Annotated in this window: 18 protein-coding genes; 14 read left to right on the forward strand and 4 right to left on the reverse strand. The window is 65.8% G+C overall.

All coding sequences use genetic code 11. The annotated features are described in order from the left end of the window. Positions 1-10: 10 nt before the first annotated feature. From HV773_RS21480 to HV773_RS21490, 3 genes are all read left to right on the forward strand, one after another. Positions 11-871: an amidohydrolase family protein gene (locus HV773_RS21480; RefSeq protein ID WP_175196591.1), complete on the forward strand. Its 861-nt coding sequence runs from the start codon at positions 11-13 to the stop codon at positions 869-871. 48 nt (positions 872-919) lie between these two features. Beyond that, positions 920-1,672, forward strand: a complete 753-nt coding sequence (locus HV773_RS21485) for an SDR family oxidoreductase (RefSeq protein ID WP_175196593.1) — start codon at positions 920-922, stop codon at positions 1,670-1,672. A gap of 81 nt (positions 1,673-1,753) precedes the next feature. Then, complete coding sequence (locus HV773_RS21490; protein ID WP_175196595.1) at positions 1,754-2,602, forward strand: ureidoglycolate lyase; 849 nt, start codon at positions 1,754-1,756, stop codon at positions 2,600-2,602. 94 nt (positions 2,603-2,696) lie between these two features. On the opposite strand, the gene HV773_RS21495 is transcribed toward HV773_RS21490, so the two are convergent. Further along, positions 2,697-3,134 carry a PaaI family thioesterase gene (locus tag HV773_RS21495; protein ID WP_175196597.1) on the reverse strand — a complete coding sequence of 146 codons (438 nt, stop codon included), beginning with the start codon at positions 3,132-3,134 and terminating at the stop codon, positions 2,697-2,699. A 159-nt stretch (positions 3,135-3,293) separates the two neighbouring features. Beyond that, a complete protein-coding gene (locus HV773_RS21500; protein WP_175196599.1) occupies positions 3,294-4,379 on the reverse strand; it encodes an AGE family epimerase/isomerase in 1,086 nt (361 codons plus the stop codon). A 231-nt stretch (positions 4,380-4,610) separates the two neighbouring features. On the opposite strand from HV773_RS21500, the gene HV773_RS21505 reads away from it, so the two are divergent. From HV773_RS21505 to HV773_RS21525, 5 genes are all read left to right on the forward strand, one after another. Continuing rightward, a complete protein-coding gene (locus HV773_RS21505) occupies positions 4,611-5,297 on the forward strand; it encodes an MgtC/SapB family protein (RefSeq protein WP_175196601.1) in 687 nt (228 codons plus the stop codon). 192 nt (positions 5,298-5,489) lie between these two features. Further along, entirely contained in the window at positions 5,490-6,683 is a 1,194-nt protein-coding gene (locus HV773_RS21510) for a hypothetical protein (RefSeq protein WP_175196603.1), read from the forward strand. A gap of 223 nt (positions 6,684-6,906) precedes the next feature. Beyond that, entirely contained in the window at positions 6,907-7,062 is a 156-nt protein-coding gene (locus HV773_RS21515) for a hypothetical protein (RefSeq protein WP_167556505.1), read from the forward strand. 326 nt (positions 7,063-7,388) lie between these two features. Next, entirely contained in the window at positions 7,389-8,003 is a 615-nt protein-coding gene (locus HV773_RS21520) for a flavin reductase family protein (protein WP_175196605.1), read from the forward strand. A gap of 135 nt (positions 8,004-8,138) precedes the next feature. Then, a complete protein-coding gene (locus HV773_RS21525; RefSeq protein ID WP_175196607.1) occupies positions 8,139-8,438 on the forward strand; it encodes a hypothetical protein in 300 nt (99 codons plus the stop codon). Positions 8,439-8,450: 12 nt separating this feature from the next. Here the strand turns inward: HV773_RS21525 and HV773_RS21530 are convergent, their stop codons facing one another. Beyond that, positions 8,451-9,629, reverse strand: a complete 1,179-nt coding sequence (locus HV773_RS21530) for a porin (protein WP_175196609.1) — start codon at positions 9,627-9,629, stop codon at positions 8,451-8,453. A 338-nt stretch (positions 9,630-9,967) separates the two neighbouring features. On the opposite strand from HV773_RS21530, the gene HV773_RS21535 reads away from it, so the two are divergent. Further along, positions 9,968-12,517 carry a penicillin-binding protein 1A gene (locus HV773_RS21535; RefSeq protein WP_175196612.1) on the forward strand — a complete coding sequence of 850 codons (2,550 nt, stop codon included), beginning with the start codon at positions 9,968-9,970 and terminating at the stop codon, positions 12,515-12,517. Here HV773_RS21535 and HV773_RS21540 read toward each other — a convergent pair. Continuing rightward, positions 12,514-12,948: a HypC/HybG/HupF family hydrogenase formation chaperone gene (locus HV773_RS21540; RefSeq protein ID WP_175196614.1), complete on the reverse strand. Its 435-nt coding sequence runs from the start codon at positions 12,946-12,948 to the stop codon at positions 12,514-12,516. The two genes, HV773_RS21535 and HV773_RS21540, sit on opposite strands and share 4 nt — an antisense overlap. Before the next feature lie 422 nt (positions 12,949-13,370). Here HV773_RS21540 and HV773_RS21545 point away from each other — a divergent pair, with 422 nt between their 5' ends. From HV773_RS21545 to HV773_RS21565, 5 genes are all read left to right on the forward strand, one after another. Beyond that, complete coding sequence (locus HV773_RS21545; RefSeq protein ID WP_175196616.1) at positions 13,371-14,330, forward strand: peptidylprolyl isomerase; 960 nt, start codon at positions 13,371-13,373, stop codon at positions 14,328-14,330. Between the two features lie 217 nt (positions 14,331-14,547). Then, entirely contained in the window at positions 14,548-15,228 is a 681-nt protein-coding gene (locus HV773_RS21550; protein WP_175196618.1) for a VIT1/CCC1 transporter family protein, read from the forward strand. Between the two features lie 81 nt (positions 15,229-15,309). Next, complete coding sequence (locus tag HV773_RS21555) at positions 15,310-16,974, forward strand: Na+/H+ antiporter (protein WP_175196620.1); 1,665 nt, start codon at positions 15,310-15,312, stop codon at positions 16,972-16,974. 97 nt (positions 16,975-17,071) lie between these two features. Then, positions 17,072-18,397 carry a DUF2254 family protein gene (locus tag HV773_RS21560; RefSeq protein WP_175196622.1) on the forward strand — a complete coding sequence of 442 codons (1,326 nt, stop codon included), beginning with the start codon at positions 17,072-17,074 and terminating at the stop codon, positions 18,395-18,397. Positions 18,398-19,041: 644 nt separating this feature from the next. Then, entirely contained in the window at positions 19,042-21,861 is a 2,820-nt protein-coding gene (locus HV773_RS21565) for a type VI secretion system Vgr family protein (RefSeq protein ID WP_377729822.1), read from the forward strand. The last annotated feature ends 12 nt before the right edge of the window (positions 21,862-21,873 follow it).

Genomic DNA, 21,873 nt, shown 5'->3' on the forward strand with positions numbered 1-21,873 from the left:
CGCCCATACCATGACCCGGCCAACCGCAATCGCGCGGATCGACGCGCATCAGCACTACTGGGACCCCGCGCGCGGCGACTACGGCTGGCTCACGCCCGCGCTGGCCGAGCTCTATCGCCCGTTCGGCCCCGCCGATCTCGCGCCGCTGCGCGCGCGCTGCGGCGTCGCGCGCACGGTGCTCGTGCAGGCCGCGCCCACCGTCGACGAAACCTGGTATCTGCTCGATCTCGCGCGTCACGACGACTCGATCGCGGGCGTGGTGGGCTGGGTGCCGCTCGACGACCCGCTCGCGCCGGAGCTGATCGCCGAACTTGCGCGCGAGCCGAAGCTGCGCGCGGTGCGCCCGATGCTCCAGGACCTGCCCGACGACGACTGGATCGCGACAGCCGATACGGCGCGCGCCGTCGAGGCCCTGATCGCCCACGACCTCGCATTCGATGCGCTGATCTTCGCGCGCCACGCACGCGCGCTCGAAACGTTTCTCGAGCGCCATCGCGCATTGCGCGTGGTGATCGATCATGGCGCGAAGCCGCCCATTCGCGAGGGTGCGGAGGGCGCCCCGGGTTTCGACGCGTGGTCGCACGCCATCGCGCGGCTGGCGCACTTTCCGCAGGTTTATTGCAAGGTGTCGGGTCTCGCGACCGAGGCCGCGCCGGACTGGAGCGACGCCACGCTGAGCCCCTGGATCGAGCATCTGCTTGCGAGCTTCGGCGCGCAGCGGCTCATGTGGGGCAGCGACTGGCCCGTGCTCAATCTCAACGGCGACTATGAACGCTGGTACGCGAGCGCCGAGCGCCTGTTCGCGCACCTCGGCGAACGCGAGCGCGCCGCTGTGTTCGGCGGCAACGCGGCGGCGTTTTATCGAATCTAAACGCGGTTCTGAATACGGCAAGCCAATTCGAATCAACGGGAGTGGCCGATGGTACAAACGACACAAAGACTGGCCGGCAAGACGGCCTTGATCACGGCGGCGGGCCAGGGCATCGGCTATACCGCCGCCGAATGGTTCGCGCGCGAGGGCGCACGCGTGATCGCCACTGACATCCGCATCGACGCGCTCGCGTCCCTGCCGGTCGAGGCGCGCAAGCTCGACGTACGCGACGGCGCGGCCATCGCGGCGCTCGCGCGCGAGCTCGGCGCGATCGACGTGTTGTTCAACTGCGCGGGCTTCGTGCACGCGGGCTCGATTCTCGAGGCGAGCGAGGAAGACTGGGACTTCGCGTTCGACCTCAACGTCAAGGCGATGTACCGGACCATCCGTGCTTTTTTGCCCGCGATGCTGGAGGCGGGCGGGGGCTCGATCATTAACATGTCGTCGGCGGCGTCGAGTGTGAAGGGCGTGCCCAACCGTTTCGTGTACGGCGCATCCAAGGCTGCTGTGATAGGGTTGACCAAGGCCGTGGCCGCCGATTTCGTGACGCGCGGCATCCGCTGCAACGCGATCTGCCCCGGCACCGTGGCCTCGCCCTCGCTCGAAGAGCGCATCGCCGCGCAGGCGGTGGCGCAGGGCACGAGCGTGGACGCGGCGCGCGCGGCCTTCGTCGCGCGGCAGCCGATGGGGCGCGTGGGCACGACCGACGAGATCGCGGCGCTCGCGCTCTATCTCGCGTCCGACGAGTCGGCGTTTACGACCGGACAGACGCATGTGATCGATGGCGGGTGGTCTAACTAGTTAGACCCATGCGATGATGGCCGCAGTGCTGTACTGCACGCGGCCGTACGCATCACACAAGACTGACAAGGAATAGAGACAATGAAATTGCTTCGCTATGGCCCCAAGGGTCACGAAAAGCCGGGCCTCCTCGATGCCGAGGGCCGTATTCGCGCGCTCTCGGGCGCCGTTGCCGACATCGCGGGCGATGTGCTTTCCGACGCGGGCCTCGCGCAACTGCGCACGATCGATCCGGAAACGCTGCCACTGGTTGAGGGCAACCCGCGCCTCGGGCCTTGCGTGGGCCATGTCGGCAAGATGGTGGCGATCGGCCTGAATTACGCCGATCACGCCGAAGAGGCGGGCATGCCGGTGCCGAGCGAGCCGGTGGTCTTCAACAAGTGGACGAGCTGCATCGTCGGACCGAACGACGACATCGAAATCCCGCGCGGCTCGAAGAAGACCGATTGGGAAGTCGAGCTTGGCGTGGTGATCGGCAAGTATGCGAAGAACGTGAGCGAGGCCGATGCGCTGAACTACGTGGCGGGCTACTGCGTGATCAACGACGTATCCGAGCGCGAGTGGCAGATCGAGCGCGGCGGCCAGTGGGACAAGGGCAAGGGCTTTGACACTTTTGGCCCGATCGGCCCGTGGCTCGTCACGCGCGACGAGGTGGCCGATCCGCAGAATCTCGCGATGTGGCTCGAAGTGGACGGCCACCGCTACCAGAACGGCAGCACGCGCACGATGGTCTTCACGGTCGCGAAGCTGGTGTCGTATCTCTCGCAGTGCATGAGCCTGCAACCGGGCGATGTGATTTCCACGGGCACGCCGCCGGGCGTGGGCATGGGCGTGAAGCCCGAGCCGGTGTATCTGAAACCGGGTCAGACCGTGCGCCTGGGCGTCGAAGGGCTCGGCGTGCAGACGCAGAAGACGCGCGCAGCGGACTGAGGACTGAGCGCGGTTTTTTCGACCCCGTCGCAATGAACAAACGGCCGCGCATTGAATGCGCGGCCGTTTGATTTTGTGCCTTTATCCCACTGCGTTATGCGTGCGCGTCGGCCGTGCCCCCGTTTTCGCCCATCCGGCTGACCGTGCCCTGCGCGAGCGCCACGAGCCGCTCGTCGCCGTTTTCCATCACGAACACGCTGCATTGGCAGGTGGCCTGCTGGCGTCCCGCGTGCACCACACGTGCCCGCGCGACCAGCGTGCCGGACATGGCGGGCCGCAGGTAATTGATCTTGTATTCGCTCGTCACCACGCGCGGGCCGAGCGCCAGCGCGCCCGCGAACGTGAGGGCGTTGTCGGCGAGATAGCTGATCACCCCGCCGTGCACGAAGCCGTGCTGCTGCTTGAGTTCGTCGCGCACGGGCAGTCGCAGCGTCAATTCATTGGCCCCGACGCTCATGAGTTCGGTGCCAAGCAGCATGCTGAACGGTTGCGCATGAAGCGCGCCGCGCGCGCGATCCACCAGATCGGTCATGTTCGGATTCCCCAGGGCCACGCCCGCATAGTTGCCTAACCACTCTAGGAAGAGCCGTGCGGCGGCGCAAGGTGAATCGTCAGGCTGCTGTGCCTGAATTTTTGCGAAAAATGATGGGAATCGCGCAAGGCCCGAGGGGGCGGCGGATTCCCCGGCACGTCAGGGCAGCGCGCGGTACGCCGTCAACAGGTGATACGGCGTGGTCGAGGGCATGTCCGCGCGGGCGATTTCCCCGCTCGCGCTTCGACACTCCACCCAGCCTTGCGGCGTGAGAAAGCGTTGCGCGAACTTGCCGATTTGCGCCTCCAACGTTGCGCGCACAACCGTATCGCCATGCGTGGCGAGCGCGCGCAGATACTCGGTCTGCGCCCAGATGCGTTGCGTGGCGTCGGTCACGCGGCCCTGTTCGTCGAGAGCCGCCGCCACGGCGCCCGTGGCCGGATCCACGCCGTGCTTCACTGCGAACGCGAACGCGCGCGCGAGCGCATCCTGAAGTCCCGAAGCGCCGAGCCGTTGCGCGCCCGCCTGCTGCACGAGCCAGAACCACTCGAATTGATGCCCGGGCTCGAGCCGATTGTCCGGCGCACCGAGCGGCAACTCGGCGATGCAGCCCGTGGGCGCGTGGAGGAAATTGCGCGCCACAGCTTCGGCGAGCGCGGTGATGGCCGTGTCGAATGCGGCGTCGCCGGTTGCCTCGCGGGCCACGAGCCACGCTTCGGTCAGATGCATCAGCGGATTTTGCAGCGGCCCGCTCGTGACGCTCGCAAATGACGCATCGAGCGCGGCGTTCAGCAAGCCGTCGCGCGCCTTGAAGCGCTCGACGATCAGCGCCGATGTCTCGCGCGCGGTGTCGAGCGCTTCCGGTACGCCAAGACGCTGGCCGTATGCCGCGCACGCGAACACCACGAACGCGTGCGTATAGAGATCCTTCGTGGTGTCGAGCGGCGCGCCTTGGGCATCGACGCTGTAGAACCATCCGCCCTGCGTGCGATCGGCGAAGGTCTGGCACAGCGATGCGTAGAGCGTGTGCGCATGCTCGGCCTCGCCGGCCTGCGAGAACACGAACAGCTGGCGGGCGCAGGCCATCGCGCGATAGCGCACGTCGGGCAGCGGCGTCGTGCCCGACGCATCGAGCGCTTCGTGCGCGAGGCGCAGCGCCGCGTTGAAGCCGGGGCCGCGCCACAACGCCAGGATCGTGCGGTCGAAATGATCGCGCAGGCTCGCTGCGCTGGTGAGAGCGTTCATGGGTGACTTGGGCGCACTAGGCGCCGGCACGAGAAAACGGAGTGCCAGCGATTGTACGCTGGGGCCAATCCATCTCTGTTATGCGGCGTACGATGCAAACATGCGCTGGCACGTTGCGTCTGGCACAGCACATGCGGGGGTGGCGTGGGGGGCGCTTGGCCGCGGCAATTCCGGCAACTGGGTGGCCTGCGCAAGCGGTGCATATCCACGAAAACAAGGAGCGCGAGAACGATGCTTGGCAACTGGGAACTCATTTCGCGGCTGGTGCTGGCCGCCGCGCTTGGCAGCGTGATTGGCTTCGAGCGCGAGCGTCTGTCGTGGGCGGCGGGGTTGCGCACGCACATGCTCGTTTGCGTGGGATCGGCGCTCATCATGATCGTCTCCGCGTTCGGCTTTGCCGATGCGCTCGGCGGCGAGCACGTCGTGCTCGATCCTTCGCGGATGGCCGCCCAGGTGGTCTCCGGCATCGGCTTTCTGGGCGCCGGGTCGATCCTGCTGCGCGGCGAGATCGTGCGTGGCCTGACGACGGCCGCGAGCCTGTGGTCGGTGGCTGCCATCGGCCTCGCGGTGGGCGGCGGTCTCTATACGGCGGCGATCGCGGCCACCATCATCATTCTCATCATTCTCGCGGGCATCAAACCGCTCGAGCGGCGCTTCATCACGTTTCGGCAGCGCCGGCGCATCTCGCTGCTCGTCGATCGCGGCGCGCTCACCTTCCATTCGCTGCACGACGCGCTGGGCACGTCCAGCCCACGCGTGAAGCAGTTCGTGGTGCAGCAGAGCGACGACTCGCCCGAGCTCGACGTGGTGATGATCGTGCTGAGCCGCGTCTCGTCGATGGAGTACGAGGCGATCTGTGCAGCATTGCGGCGTCTGTCCGTCGTCAAGGAGTTTCGCGAGGATGACGAACAAGGTTGATGCGTCATCCATGGTTCGCATTTGAGGGGGCTCTCAGGTTTAACGTTTGCCGCTAAGATGCCTGACCAGCGGCGCGCTGCTTTCGGGTTTGAAGGACGCGCGCCCAAGGAGCGAAACGCGGCGGTCACGCTGCGGCCAGGCGTGACCGACGTGCGACGCGAGTTCACCTGAAGCGAGTCTCATCGTCGATCCATGGCCGAACACGTAGAACACGCACCCTCGAATACCGGACGCGCCGCACGCAGCGCGTCGTCGCGGCGTCGCTCGCCGACGCCACCCGCCGATACCGACGCCACACAGGCGGCGGACGCCCAGCCGGGCGCGCTGGGTGGCGAACCCATGCTCGATCTTTTTGGCAAAGAGCCCGAACCGGCGCTCGAACTCGAAGCGGCCGGTGCGGCGCAGGACAGTCAAGCGACGCCGGCGCGGCCTGAGGCGCGCACGAACGCGACCGAGCCCACGGCGGATGCCGTGAGCACCGGCGGCAACCTGGACGAATCGAGCGATCCGACCGATTCGAACGCCCGTGCGGCGGCGGATGGCTTGCCGGGCGAGGCGCAGGAATCCCCGCAAGAATCTCCCATTGCTGCCGGGATCGAAGCGCCGGAGCCTCATGGGCCACCCGGCACGCAAGCCTCGGAGCTGGCGGCTACGGCATCCGATCTGCCGGCGCCGCAGGAGCAGGGTGAGGCGATTGCGACCATGGTCGCTTTGGCGGCCACCCAGGCCGAAGCGCCGCCGCAATCCGAAGCAACGGCTGCGCCGAAGCAACCCGAGCCATTGCCCGACGCCCCATCTGGCGCGCTCGCCAGCGGCCATTCCTACGCGCCGACCAGCGCCACGGGCAACGCGGCGCGCATGATTTCGGCGGTGCACGCCGCCGATGTCGGCGCGGTGGTCCACGGCCAGGCGCCCGAGCGCGCCACGGCGGCACTGCCCGCCGAGATCGTCGCGACCATGACGGCCCAAATGGCGGCCCAGACGCGCAGGACCAAGTGGCTGCTGACGGCCGCCGTTGCCGCGCTGGTGGTCACGGCGGGCGTGGCGATCGCCCAGACCCTGGTGCTCGCGAGCCTCTCGGCCGATGCGACCGCGCAGCAGCAACGCCTGGACGTGCTGATGCAGAACCAGCAGGCCGCGCTCGACAATATGGCGTCGCGCGTTGCAGCGTTGACCGTCGCTGCGCCGGTTGCAGCGGCCATGGCGCCGGCAACCGCTGCGACCAGCACGGCCCGGGAGCCGGAGAACCCGACGCCGCCACGCCGTCCCGCGCGCGCCGCCAAAACGCCGAAATCGACGGAAAAGCCCGCAACCCATACGACGGGCAGCAAATCGTCCAAGGCTCACTCGCAGCCGTCCACCCGCCAGGCGGCGACAAAAAGCTGACGCCGCTCTCCCTCTCCCCCGGCCCCTCTCCCTCAAGGGAGAGGGGAGGTCGTGCAGGCTATCCATGTGTTGTGTTGATGCAACGCATGGATAGCCTGCGGCCAAGCTGCGACACGACGTCGCAAATTTCTTGTTGCACTGCACTGGCGTTCATCTAGGGAAAACCCTATAATCGTCTCATTCCTAGGGAAAACCCTAGATTCATGTCTAACCGGGAGTCGCCATGAGCTTTATCCTTGCCATTCTTCAAAAGGTGAACGACCTCTTCGCCTCGCCGTACCTGCCGATGGATGCCGAATACTCGTACGCAGCGCGTCATCGCGAAGCAGAACGCATCCGCCGCTCGCACTACAAGCCGTTCCACCTGCCGCGCGACTAATCTCGCCGCAGCTGCCAGGGCCACAAGTAGCCGGGGCGGCTTCAGCAAGGGTGACATCGAACAAAGCCGGTTCTCGCAAGAGAACCGGCTTTGTTGCGTCTGGGCCCGGCCTGGCTTCCCGGGCGGCGTGGAGCAGTGCGAAACCGCCTGCCGAGGCAGCCTCTGCGCACGAAGCAGTCTTCCTTTGGCAACAAACACTTGGGTGAATCGCCCAGAGCTTGTCCACAGGGCTCTCAACAAAATCTGTGGATAAGCGCCCGTGCCGCGTCAGCGCTTTCCAGCGCCCCGTGCCATAGTGTGAGCCGCAAGAACCTCCATCGCTCACCATGTCCGACACCTACTTCTACGATCCCGCCACCGGTCACGGCTTGCCGCACGACCCGTTCAAGGCGATCGTCGCGCCGCGCCTGATCGGCTGGATCTCGAGCCGCTCCGCGCAAGGCGTGCTGAACCTCGCGCCATACAGCTTCTTTGGCGCGTTCGCCACGTCGCCGGCGGTGATCGGCTTTTGCAGCGAGGGCCGCAAGGACAGCATTGTCAATATCGAGGCAACCGGCGAGTTCGTCTGGAATCTCGCGTCGCGCCCGCTGGCCGAGCAGATGAACCGGAGCTCGGCGCCCGTCGCCGCCGATGTCGACGAGTTCGCGCTGGCGGGACTCACGCCCGCGCCGGGCCGCAACGTGGCGGTGCCGCACGTGGCCGAGGCGCCGGCCGCGCTCGAATGCAAGCTGTTGCAGATCGTGCGGCTCAATGGGCTCGACGGCGCGCCCATGAATAACTGGCTCGCGCTCGGCCAGGTCGTGGGCGTGCACATCCAGCCGCAGTATCTGAAGGACGGGCTGTTCGACACCCATGCCGCGCAGCCCATCATGCGCGCGGGCTATCGCGCGGACTACGCGCAGATCGGCGAGATGTTCCAGATGGTGCGGCCCACGGCCTGAGTGCATGACACTCGCGGCCGCGTTGCCGCTGCCGGCTTGCGCGCCGATAATGGCCCGCAAATCGCCTGCGAATGCGCCACACAGCGACCCGCACGGTGACCCACACAGCGCGCGGCGCGCGAGAGGAGACAGTCAATGCAATCTCCGACCGGATCGGTCGTAGCGCTCAGCTCGGCGGCATCGACAATGTTTTCCATCGGCATGATCTTTCTCGGCTACTGGGGCCTGCACGAGCCCGTGCCGTGGCACCTCGGCGACCGCGTGATCGTCGTGCTCGCGCTGGCGGGCTTCGCCTGTCTCGGCAGCGTGCCCTGGCTCGCCACTTCACCCGCGAAGCCCGGCGACGAGTCGCGCTTCCTGCTCGCGCGTCGCTGCTTCCTCGCGGGCGCGTGCTCCGTCTGGATCTCAATCGCGCTGTCACTCGTCCTCGTTTAGCGCCGCGCGTCGTCAGAAGCGCGCGCGCAGCCCCACCGTGCCCACCACCTGGTTCGCCGTCGACGAGGCGCCGCCCGCCGTGTTGATGAACGCCACGTAGTTGTGGCCCGTGGCGTGCTGGTACATCGCTTCGCCGTAGAGGTCGGTGCGTTTCGAGAGGCGATACACCACCTGCACATTCACCTGCTGCCACTTCGGATCGGCGCCCCAGGCCGTGCGGTCCACGTGGCCATCGGTGTAGGTGTAGGCGAGTCCGAGGCTCCAGGCCGGGTTCAACTGATACTTGCCGTTCACTTCATAGTTGTTGAAGCTCATGTCGCCGCCCTGCGAGCCGAACGCGTTCGTGCCCGCATACTCGCTGCGCGTGAACACGAAGCCCGCCGTGGCCGGACCGAAGCTGTAGTTCAGGCCGCCGCCGAAGGAGCGCAGGCGCTGCGCGCCGAGCGAGAAGCCGCCCTTGCCGTTGGCCGCAGACTCGGCGAGGTCCACCGCGCCCGGGCTGCTCGCGTTCGCGCCTTGCGTGCCGTTCAACTGCAGATAGCCGGCGGCCACGGCGAGCGGGCCGTTGTTGTAGCTCGCGCCGAAGCTGTAGGCGCGGTTGGCCGCGAAGTCGGGCTGGTTCGAGAACGCGTACAGCGCGCCGAACTTGAAGCCGCCGTAGCTATTGCTCGTGTACTTGACGGCGTTGCTGATGCGCAGCGAGTGGTTGAGGTTGTCGTTGTCGAACGGATGCGCGAAGCCCGCGTCGCCGAAGGTGCCCGCCGTGGCCGAGAGCGGCGCGACGAAGTCCACCAGCGAGTCGTACTGGCGGCCCAGCGTGAGCGTGCCGAACCGGTCGCTCGCGAGTCCCACCCAGGCCTGGCGGCCGAACATGCGGTTGTCCTGGCCGAGCTTGCCGTTCTGCACGTTGAAGCCGTTTTCGAGCACGAACACGGCGCGCAGGCCGCCGCCGAGGTCCTCGCCGCCGCGCAGGCCGAAGCGGCTGCCGTTGATGTTGCCGCTGGTCGCCTGCCAGAGCGCGCCGCCCGTCTTGCCGCCTGAACCGGCCACGTTGTTCGTGTACATGATGCCGGCGTCGATGAGGCCGTACAGCGTAACCGAGCTTTGCGCGTGCGCGACGCCAGGGGCGAGCGCGCCGGCGAGTACGACGGCGGTGGTGACGGTGGCAAGCGGGGGGACGTTCTTTTTCACGTGTGAAGCTCCTGATGCGGTGTTCTCGTAGCGTTTGGAAAAGGCCTGCTGCGGGCGAAGGCCGGCAAGCAGCGTCAGGAGTGTAGGGATCGATGACCGCCGGAAAATCGGCCTGCGGTGGAGAAGATTCTTCCGTGCGCCGGAATGAATTTTTCATCGCAATGTCATGAAGCAGGGCAGTGGCGCGGTTCGCGCGGCCATCGGCGCGATAAAAGCCGTGCCCGGCAGTTTTGGTACGATGCACGCTTTGCCAGCCGATCCTTAAGTCCCGCGTGAAGCGTTCCGTGTCGTTGATCCGCGCTCAAGCCGCGAAATGGTCCTCCCGCCTGAAGCCCCTCATGTCGCGCCTGTGCGCGTTCGTGCGTCCGTGGCTCGGCAAGGGGCTACATCATCTGCGCCATCCCACCCGGCGCGGCATCCTCATCGCGATCGGCGCGCTGCCCGCGGCGCTCGTGCTCTACGTGATCGTGCTGATTCCGTTCACGCCGGGCATCGGCGACATCCGCAAGGCGCGCGTGGACCAGCCCGCGCGGATTCTTTCCGCCGACGGCAAGCTGCTTGCCGAATTCAAGCCCTCGAACCGCGAGTGGGTGCCGCTTTCGCAGATCTCGCCGCACATGGTCGACGCGCTCATCTCGACCGAGGATCATCGCTTCTACGAGCACCACGGCATCGACTTCAAGCGCACGGCGGGCGCGGCGCTGCATACGTTCTCGGGGGATCGCCAGGGCGGCTCGACCATCACGCAGCAGCTCGCGCGCAATCTCTACCCCGACGAGATCGGCCGCGCGCCCACGCTCACGCGCAAGATCAAGGAGGCGATCACCGCGTTCAAGATCGAGGCCGTCTATAGCAAGCCGCAGATTCTCGAAACCTATCTGAACACGGTGCCGTTCCTCTACAACGCGTTCGGCATCGAGATGGCGGCGCGCACCTACTTCGGCGTTTCCGCGGATCAACTGACCGTGCTGCAGGCCGCGACGCTCACCGGCATGCTCAAGGGCAACGCCTACTACAACCCGGTGATCAATCCCGAGCGCGCGCTCGCGCGGCGCAACACCGTGCTCGCGCAGATGGTGAAGTACGGCAAGCTGACCGACGCGCAGGACGCAACGCTCTCGAAGAAGCCGCTGCGCCTGGATTTCGAGCGGCAGACCGAGCCGCCCGGCCCCGCGCCGCATTTCGCGCAGCAACTGCGCAAATGGCTGATCGCGTGGGCCGACCGCAACGACTACAACATTTACTCCGACGGTCTGGTTGTACGCACAACGATCGATTCACGTCTGCAGGCGATGGCTACCGCCGCGCTCAAGCAGCAGGCCAATCAGTTGCAGGGCAGCGCGAACGGCGTGTGGAGCGGGCGCAACGGCTGCACTGTCGGCAACGACCTGTTCAAGACCTTCATGCGCGAGACGCCGGACTACAAGAGCGCGCGCGACGGCGGGGCAAGCGACGAAGACGCGCTCAAGAAACTCGCCGCCGACCGCACCTTCATGCGCGCGCTGTGCAAGGACAAGACCACGGTGCAGGCGGGCTTCCTCGCGATCGACCCGCGCAGCGGGCAGATCAAGGCGTGGGTGGGCAGCCGCGATTTCGCCGGCGAGCCGTTCGATCACGTACAGCAGGCGCGCCGCCAGCCGGGCTCGACGTTCAAGGCGTTCGTCTATGGCGCGGCATTCGCGGCCGGCGCGAAGCCCAGCGACACGATCGTCGACCAGGCGGTGGAAATGCCGCTCGAAGGCGGCGAGATCTGGCGTCCCAACGACGACGTGCCGCCCAGCAACAAGCCGATGTCGCTGCGCGACGCGCTCGCGTTCTCGCGCAACCGCATCACGGCGCAGGTGATGCAGGCGGTGGGCCCGGACAAGGTCGCGCGCCTCGCGCGCGCGATGGGCGTGCGCGACAGCGAGCTGAAGCCGGTGCCGTCGCTCGCGCTCGGCACGAGCCCGGTCACGTTGAAGGAGATGGTGTCGGCGTATAGCACCATCGCCAACGACGGCGAGTACATGGAGCCGCGCATGGTCACGCGCATCGAGAACAGCAAGGGCGACGTGCTGGCGGAATTCGCGAGCGCCTCGCCCGAGCGCGCGCTGTCGGCCTCGGCGGACCGTACGCTGCTCGACACCATGCGTGACGTCGTGAATCGCGGCACGGGCGCAAGCATCCGCTCGCGCTTCGGCATTCGCGCCGACGTGGCCGGCAAGACCGGTACGACCCAGGACAACGCGGACGGCTGGTTCATCCTCATGGACCCGCAGCTCGTGGCGGGCGCATGGGTGGGCTTCGACGACGGGCGCGTCACGCTCCAGACCGAGGGCGCGCGCAGCGCGCTGCCGATCGTCGGCGACTTCTTCTCGCGCGCGTTGCGGGCGCGCATCGTCGATCCGCGCGCGCGCTTCGACACCGAAGTCCAGCCGGGCGCATTCGAGACCTTCCGCGACCGGCTCAAGACGTGGATGGACGGCCTGTTCGCTTCGAAGACGCCCGCCGTTGCGCCGCGTGCGCCGGCTCATGCACCGGCGTCGCGAGCGGCCGGGCCCGTGGTCGCGCCCGCGCCCGAACCGGCCGAAGTGCCGCCTTCGAGCGGTGTTGCGCAAGCGGGCGCGGCAGCGGCGTCGGGGGCATCAGCGGCGGCATCGGGAGCGTCGGCGGCTGCCGTGCCGCCGGATATCGCGCGCATGTTCGGCCAGCCGCCGGTGCTTGGGGCTTCCAGTAGCGCTGGCGCTTCGGCGCCGCCGCCCGCGCATCAGGATCAGGCGCCCCAGCAGGCACCCTACCCGCCGCAAGAGCCGATGCTCGCGCCCACGCCCACGCCCGACGATTCCGCTGGCGGGAATAGCGCGGGCGCGCAATACACGCCGCCGACGCCGCAGCCGCAAGGCAACTAACCCGGCGCGCGGCGCTTACCGTTCCCAGCCGCGCGTTCCCGACCGCGCTCCTGAACGGAACGGCAAGCGCCGCCGTGACGATTCACGGCCGTGAAGTAATGCGCGAGCCCCAGCGAGGCATGTGCGCCGTCGAGCTCGCCGCTGGCGATGGCTTCGAGCGTATCGAGTGTCGCGTCGATGTCGCGGGCGCGTTCGGCGTCGATGACCGCGCGCGCCACGCCGCGAAACGCGAGCACCCAGGCGCCAGCCGGCAGCGAGCCGGTGCGTGCGAGATCGATCGCGCAGGCGCCGTGGCGCGTCACGGCCTGGGCGGCCAGGCCTTCCGCGCAGACGATGCGGGCGGGAAGGCCGATCGACATCGGCCGTTCGGCCTTCGATGATTGCGGCGTGCGCGTGGCCGCGAACGTGTGCGGACGAGTGAATCGGGTCATGGCAATCCTGAATACGGTGAATCTGCGGCTTGATTGACGGCTTGGCCAGCAACGACGGCGCACGGTAGCAGCGTCTCATTGGCCTGCGGCCAGGCGGCATCGGCACGATTGATCGCGCACAAGCGACCTTGGGTGCGGAGGGTTATCCCCAGATTTCGTGGAAAGGGCTGTGGACAACCTGTCCGCATTTGTGCCAAGGCGTTGATCTTGAAAAGAATTATCGTGGCGGCCACGAAGCAGGCCGATTTTTGTGCTGAGTTGCGTCAAAGCCGGGTTTGTCGGCCCGTGATTTTGACAAGAATTGACGGTTTTCTGTTGAAACATCCGCTAGATTGCGGCGGATCGGCTTTTTGGCTCAAGCAGGCGATAATGCGCGGCGGGCCAGCCGGCCTGACCCATTGGAGTGAATCGAGATGTCCCGCATGTCCCCCCTGTTCCGCACGCTGCGCAAGAGCGCCTTCGTCCTGGTCGCGCTGAGCGTGGCGCTGCCCCGCCTCGTGCAGGCCCAGCCGCTTCCTGCCGACGTCGTCACCACGCCCGCGCCGCCGCCGGCGCTCTCGCTGGCGCCGGCTTCCACGCCGGCAACCGCGCCCGCGCCGGCATCGACCTCCCCGGGCGTGCCCGCCGGAGCGATCGCCGTGGTCAACGGCGTGGCGATTCCGCAGTCGGCGATGGACAGCGCGGTGAGCACGGCGGTGAGCCGCGGCAACGACGTCGATACGCCCCAGTTGCGCGCGGCGCTCAAGCAGCAACTGATCATCCGCGAGGTGGTGCGCCAGCAGGCGGCGCGCGCGCACTATGACCAGCGCCCCGAGGTGCAGCAGGCGAGCGATGCCGAGAAGGTGGACGTCGAGATCCAGTCGTGGCTGCAGGACAACGTGCATGCGCAGGAGCCGACCGAGCGCCAGATCCGGGCGCGCTACAACAACGTGAACGCCGAATTAGGCAAATACGAGTACAAGCCGCAGTACATCGTGCTGGCCGATCAGGCCGTGGCCAAGGGCGTGATTGCGCAGGCGAAGGCCGGCAAGCCGTTCGACGCGCTCGCGCGCAAGTTCAGCATCGTCCCCTCGAAGGAAAACGGCGGCGAAATGCCGTGGGTGAGCTTCAAGACGCCGGTGGTCGAGGGCAAGACGCGCGGCGTGCCGGTGGAAGTGGCGCGCGCGCTCGCGAAGTTGCCGGTGGGCGGCGTGGTGCAGCAGCCGCTGCAGTCGGGCCAGGCGTGGGTGGTGGTCAGGCTCGAAGACAAGCGCCCCATGAGCGTGCCGTCGTTCGACACCGTGAAGGATCAGATCCGCCGCCAGATGATCGCGGAGTCCATGGATGCGGGCGCCGCAAAGCTCGTGAAGTCGCTGGTGCAGAGCGCGACCATCGTGCAGTAACGCCCCGCGCGGGCCGATCAAGAAAAAGCCGGACGGCGCATGACGCGCCGTCCGGCTTTTTTGCATGGTTGCTTGCGAACATTGGCGCCGCCCCGGCGCGCCCCATCCGACAAAATAAGGGAGCCAGACTGTCAGCGCTTTTCATATACTGCTCGTACCAGCAGCCCTTATTAACAGCCAGTGCGCCGTCTCGTTCCCTACCTTGAGTCGAGGCCCTATGAGCACGATTATGCCGGCTGGACACGCCCAACCCGAACGGCGTGAACCGGTTCTCAACACGGTCGACCGCGTCTGCGAAATATGCTTCGGTCTGTTTATGGCGCTGACGTTCGTCGGCGCCGTCAAGGCGGTGACCGCGGGTGCGGATGAGGGGAACAAGATGTTCTTCGCCGCACTCGGATGCAATCTGGCTTGGGGCCTCGCCGACGCCGTGATGTATCTCGTGCGTACGCTCGTCGATCGAGGGCAGCGGCTGAAACTCGCCCAGACCATCAAGCGCGAGCAGGACCCGGCGGTCGCTGTACGGGCGTTGCGCGATGCATTGCCCGAGAATCTGGAGCCGCTCGTCGAAGATGCCGACCTCGAGCGCATCCGCGCGCGTCTTGCCGCCGCCGCTACGCTGCCGCCCCGGGCGAATTTTGTGCTCGATGATTTCGTCGGCGCGCTGGGCATCTTTATTCTGGTTGTTCTTGGCACGTTTCCGGTCGCGGTGCCATTTCTCGTCGTCAAGGACGTGACGACGGCGCTCATCGCTTCGCGCGTGCTCACCCTCGCGATGCTTTTCATCGCCGGCATCGCACTCGGGCGCTATACCGGCGCAGGGGCCATGAAGGCCGGTATCGCCATGATCGCGGTGGGCATTCTGTTGACGATGGCCATCATCAAGCTGGGCGGCTGACCTTTACCACGCCCCGCCGCGCCGATCCGGTCGTTCAAGCAGGTTCGATTCAGGTTCAATTCCTCAAGGTTGACGACGCCGATGGATATCGTTTTCACCGTCTTGATCCTGTTGTTCGCGGTCGCCGTATCGGGCCTCGTCATGCGGCTTCTACATGGCGTGGTGCCGTTGCCGCTGGTCCAGATCGCCATCGGCGCCTTCCTTGCCTGGCCCGTGTTCGGGCTGTCCGTCACCTTCGATCCTCAACTGTTTCTGCTGCTCTTCATTCCCCCGCTGCTTTTCGCGGACGGATGGCGCACGCCGAAACGCGAGTTCTTCATGCGGCGCCGGTCGATCCTGGCGCTCGCATTCGGTCTCGTGTTCATGACGGTGCTCGTGGTCGGCTACTTCGTGCACGCGCTCGTGCCGGCCGTTTCGCTTCCCATAGCGTTCGCGCTCGCTGCGGTGCTGTCGCCGACCGACGCGGTTGCGCTGGCGGGCATTGCCGGCAAGAACCGCATTCCCGCGCAACTGATGCATATTCTCGAGGGCGAAGCGCTGATGAATGACGCCTCCGGCCTCGTCGCCCTGAAGTTCGCGATTGCGGCCGCGCTGACCGGCGTGTTCTCGCTGCGCGAAGCGTCGATCAGCTTCTTGATCATCGCAGCTGGCGGCCTTGCGCTAGGCGCTGCGGTGAGCTGGTCGTTCGCCATCGTGATACGGCGCCTGCGCAACGTGACGCGCGGGGGCGATCCGGCGTCCGGCGTGGTGCTGACGTTGCTGATCCCGTTCGCCGCCTATCTGTTCGCCGAACATTTTCATTGCTCCGGCATTCTCGCGGCGGTCGCCGCCGGGATGATGATGAACTACGTGACCATCACCAGCGCCGGTTCGGTATCGACGCGCGTGAGCGCGAACAGTACCTGGGCCATGGTCGAGTTCGTCTTCAACGGCATGGTGTTCATCCTGCTGGGACTGCAGTTTCCGCACATTATCGGCGGCGCGCTGCTCGATGCTCACGAGACCGGTCATGGCGCCGTGTTGCGACTGTTCGGCTATGTCGTGGCAGTCACGCTCGCGCTCTATGCCATGCGCTTCGCGTGGGTCTGGCTGCTGCAATGGTTTGCAAGCCGTGGCGCGGCGAGGCACGGCGTGATCAACGCGGCGCCGGGGCTGCGCACCGTGACGATCATGACGGTCGCCGGGGTGCGCGGCGCGCTAACGCTTGCCGGGGTGTTGTCGATTCCCGTTGCGTTGTCGAGCGGGGAGCCGTTGCCGGGACGCGACCTGGTGATCGTTATCGCTTCCGGTGTGATCCTGACGTCGCTGCTGGTCGCCGTGTTCGCACTGCCGAAGTTGTTGCGCGGCGCGCGCCACGGACACGATGCCCATGCGGGTGAGGAACAGCACGCGCGCAAAGTCGCCGCGCAAGCCGCCATCCGCGCCATCGACGACCTGCATCGAACCATCACCGCGGATATTGGCGAGTCCTCAACCGCGTTCGCCGCGGATGCGACGGCACGCGTGATGGGCCTGTACCGCCGGCGGCTCGCCACGCTCACCCACGACGGCAATGCCGCGGACGAAATGCGCCGCGTGGAAGCACTGGAAGTTCAGATCAGCCTGGCGGCGATACGCGCGGAGCGCGCTGCGCTGCTGGCATTGCGCAACGCCCACGAGATCAATGACGAGACGTTGAGCAAGCTGATGCGGGAAGTCGATTTTTCTGAAACGGCGCTGACCGCCCGCGAACATGCGGGGACGTGAACACCTGGCGTTCTCGTCATCCGCGGCCGGTTCTTCATGCTGATCGCGATGCTCAACCGGTTTGCGCTGCAACGTGAATGCTCAGGGGAGAGCAGACATGGGCTGGAATCGCTGGTACAGCTTGAAGAGCTACATCAGGTCCTCGCTGTGGACGGTGCCGCTCATCGCCGTGGCGATCTACGCCGTGGTGAAGCCGCTGACCGAAATGCTGGGACGGTGGATGATCCAGCAAGGGATCCTCGATCCGGAAACGGGGTTCTTCGGGCTGTCCATGACGGGCGCCCGGTCCTTGCTCGGTGACATCGTTTCCGCGGACCTGGCGTTTCTGGTGTTTACGTTCGGTTCGCTGCTCGTCGCCATCCAGGTGGCCGGCGGGCAATACACCCCGCGCATCATCGCCACGACGCTGCTGCGCGATAACATCATCCGCGGCATTTCGGGGTTGTTCGTTTTTACCTTGTTGTTCGCCAACAGGACGGCGGGCTGGATGGGCGAGGAGGAGGTGCACCAGTTCCAGGTGTTCATCGCCGCGCTATTCGGCTTCGCTTCCGTGGTCGCGTTTCTTTTCCTGATCGACTATGCCGCGAAATTTCTGCGTCCGGTCAGTCTCGTGGCTCGCGTTGGGGAGCAAGGGCTCGCGGTTGTCGACAGCGTTTATCCCGCACCGTCCAGCGGTGTCGCGGTCAACGGCGTGGCGATTCCGCAGTCCGCGATGGACAGCGCGGTGAGCACGGCGGTGAGCCGCGGCAACGACGTCGATACGCCCCAGTTGCGCGCGGCGCTCAAGCAGCAGTTGATTATCCGCGAAGTGGTGCGCCAGCAGGCGGCGCGCGCGCACTATGACCAGCGCCCCGAGGTGCAGCAGGCGAGCGACGCCGAGAAGGTGGACGTCGAGATCCAGTCGTGGCTGCAGGACAACGTGCATGCGCAGGAGCCGACCGAGCGCCAGATCCGGGCGCGCTACAACAACGTGAACGCCGAATTAGGCAAATACGAGTACAAGCCGCAGTACATCGTGCTGGCCGATCAGGCCGTGGCCAAGGGCGTGATTGCGCAGGCGAAGGCCGGCAAGCCGTTCGACGCGCTCGCGCGCAAGTTCAGCATCGTCCCCTCGAAGGAAAACGGCGGCGAAATGCCGTGGGTGAGCTTCAAGACGCCGGTGGTCGAGGGCAAGACGCGCGGCGTGCCGGTGGAAGTGGCGCGCGCGCTCGCGAAGTTGCCGGTGGGCGGCGTGGTGCAGCAGCCGCTGCAGTCGGGCCAGGCGTGGGTGGTGGTCAGGCTCGAAGACAAGCGCCCCATGAGCGTGCCGTCGTTCGACACCGTGAAGGATCAGATCCGCCGCCAGATGATCGCGGAGTCCATGGATGCGGGCGCCGCAAAGCTCGTGAAGTCGCTGGTGCAGAGCGCGACCATCGTGCAGTAACGCCCCGCGCGGGCCGATCAAGAAAAAGCCGGAGGGCGCATGACGCGCCGTCCGGCTTTTTTGCATGATTGCTTGCGAAGCCGCTGCCGGGACGCGACTTGGTGATCGTTATCGCGTCGGGGGTAATCCTGACGTCGCTGCTGGTCGCCGTGTTCGCCATGCCGAAGTTGTTGCGCGGCACTTGCCACGGACACGATGCCCATGACGGCGGATCGGACTCAAACAACCATGGGCGGCAGGTCGGGAAATCACAAGCCTGATGACCTCAACTGCTCCAACCACTCGGTGCGGACCTGCATGCCGGTATGTGGGAGGGGATCGGTCAGGTCAACTGACCGTCCCCTATCCCGTTTTCGCGCGGGGGCGGCCCACTTGTTGAGAAGTAGCAGACCTTGAATGACCGTGTGCTAACTGCGCTTGGTCGACGATGACGACTGGCCAGAATGACAGTATTTTCCGATGAAATGACGAATTAGTTAAATAATGCTTTTAATAAATTCGCACTGTTAAAAATTGACAGTGCATTGGTGTCCTGATAGTTTCACCCGGTTTTGTCTGAGTAATCCGGGTTTAATATCCGCGCATTCCTGGTAGTCCTGGATTATCTATTGCGCACAGCCGCATGGCCTGAATACGGGGAACAGATTGTGAACTACCCAGCCCTCCAGCGCGTTTTCACCGGCGCCCTGCCTTCACAGGATAGCCGCCCGTTTCGCCTGTACTGGCGCAGTTCGCAGAAGGATCTGGCTGGTCTGCTGCTCATCCAGCGGCTCGATATTCGGGAGGGGCTGTGTGGGGGCATCGAAGGCCGCCTGTCCTGCATTTCCACCACGATCGGCGCGCCACTCCAGCTTTTTCTCGGCCAGCCGGTGACGGTCCAGCTGGTCACCGACCAGGGCGCGCTGCACTCGATCTGCGCGATCGTCACGGATGCCCACGAGGGGGAATCCGACGGATCGCTCGCGACATATCAGTTGGTGGTCCGCGACGCCGTGTCGATCATGGAACAGCGCATCAACACGCGTATTTTTCGCACAAAAAGCGTTGTCGAGATTATCCAGACCCTTGTTCAGGAGTGGCGGCGCAAAAGCTCGACACTGGGCGTAACGTTTGATCTCGATATATCGAATCTGGATATGTCGAAATATCCCGTGCGCGAACAGACGCTCCAGTTCGATGAGTCCGATGCGAATTTTTTTCGCCGCCTGTGCCGGCGTGAGGGTATCGCATGGTTTATTCGCGCGGGTGGCGACCAGAATAATACTGACCTCTCGAAGCAGCCGTTCCACGCGCTCGTGTTGTTCGATAACGCCATCAAGCTCAGGCAGGCGGACGCGGGCGCCGTTGCCTATCACTCCGATGCTGCAACGGGGACGCGGGATGCGATTACGCTCCTGACGATGGGGCGCCAGCTCGTAGCGGGCTCGATGCGGCGGGCAAGCTGGGACCTCAAGCCCAGCCGGGTCGACCAGGTGCGCGCACCCACACGGGTCGACCAGGGACCGGCGGGCAATGACCTCGCGGCCCTGCTGTCCGATGCCAGGATCGACTCGCCCCATATCGCCGATACGCCAGATGACTACGAGCGCCTCGGCATGGCTCGGCTGCTGGCCCACGGTGCACGTTCGGCAATCGTCAAGGGTGCGAGCGGCGTGCGCGACCTTGAGGTCGGCTTCTGGATCAGCGTGTCGGGGCATCCGGAACTGGACCAGTTGCCGGAGCAGCAGCGCCGTATCGTCATTACGTCGCTGAACCACGCCGGTGAGAACAACCTGCCCAAGGATCTGAACGAGCGTGCGCAGGTGCTCTTTACGGCCAGCCGCTGGCAGGCCATGGCCACGCCCCTGTCTATCGACACGCCAGCACGCCCGACGGCATTCGACGGCTCGTCCGCGAGCCGCTACGAAAACACGTTCAGTGGCGTTCCGCGCGGCACACCGCTGACACCCACTTACGATCCCCGTGTTGACCTGCCGCGCGTGTACCCCATTACAGGCACGGTTGTCGCGCCCGATGGCGAGCAGGTTCACACCGACGCATACGGGCGGTACAAGGTGCAGATCCAGGGGCTCGACCCGGCCGACCACGAGCACGCCAGTGGCGCGGGCACGAGCAGCACGCCAGCGGACAGTGCATGGGTGCGGATGCTCTCGGGCTGGGCCGGAGACAGCTTTGGCAATCAGACACCGCCGCGCGCCGGCATGGAGGTCCTGCTGGATTTTGCGAACGGCGATCCCGACAAGATGTATATCGCCGGGGTCTTCAGTAATGGCGCCAACATGCCGGCAACGTTCAGCCGGACCGGCAATCTGCCAGGCAACCGCTATCTCTCGGGCATGCGTTCGCAGGAAATCAATGGTCAGCGGTACAACCAGTTGCGCCTGGACGATACGCCGCAGCAGATTAGCGCGCAGCTATCAAGCCAGCATGCCACGTCTGAGCTCAATCTGGGTTTTCTGACCCAGCCTCGTGAGAACGGCCAGGGGGCAAACCGCGGTGAAGGCGCCGAACTGCGAACGGATGCCGCGGCGGCGCTGCGGGCCGCGCAGGGCATCTTGTTGACGACTTACGCGCGCTCCCAGGCGAGCGGCAACCAGCTCGATCGAAAAGAGCTGATCCAGCTACTCGGCGAATGCACCGAGCTGTTCAAGTCACTGGGCGACTATGCCGGACAGCATGGCGGACAGGCGGCCGACACGGGTGGCCAGACAGCCGTTGCGGATGCATTCAAAAACTGGTCGCCCGCCGCCGGAAGCTCAGAGAGCGGGACTGCCCCATCGACCAGCGCAGCGCAGGCGTTGATGGCATTCGGCGCGCAGGCCGGTTCCGTGAACGTCACGCCGAAGACGCATGTGACGTACGCGGGACAGAACATCGATCAGGTCGCCCAGCAGCATCTGCAATTCATGAGTGGGCAGCGCTTTAACGCAACGGCGGGCCAGGGCATGCAGTTATTTGCACGCGGCACCGGCATCCAGGCGATCGCCGGTGAAGGTCCGGTGCTGCTGCAGGCGCAGGCTGATGCACTGACGGCCAACGCGCAGAAGGGTGTGAAGATCAGCAGCAACGAAAACGAGGTGCTGGTCACCGCGCCCACGATCCTGTTCGTCGCGGAAGACGGCAGCTACATCAGAATCGGTTCGGGCATTACGCTCGGCACCAACGGTGACATCAGGCTGCTGTCGGCTTCGCACAAATGGGGTGGGCCATCGACGCAGGGGGCGCCGAAATCCGCCTTCAACAATCAGCCCACGGATCAGCGGTTCCGGCTGCACTACCCAGCCGATGAAGCGGGTGAAACGGTGGCCGCGGCCAACAGACCCTACCGGATCACGCTCGACGACGGGCGCGTGATCGAGGGCAAGAGTGATGCGAACGGCCTGACCGATCTCGTGAAAGACGAGGCCATGCGCATTGCAAAAATCGATATCCTGCAGCCCCCGGCTCCGACCGGCAACGGGTAATAAGCAGGGAAA

This window comes from Paraburkholderia caffeinitolerans (genome assembly GCF_902859945.1).
GTDB classification, from domain to species: domain Bacteria; phylum Pseudomonadota; class Gammaproteobacteria; order Burkholderiales; family Burkholderiaceae; genus Paraburkholderia; species Paraburkholderia caffeinitolerans.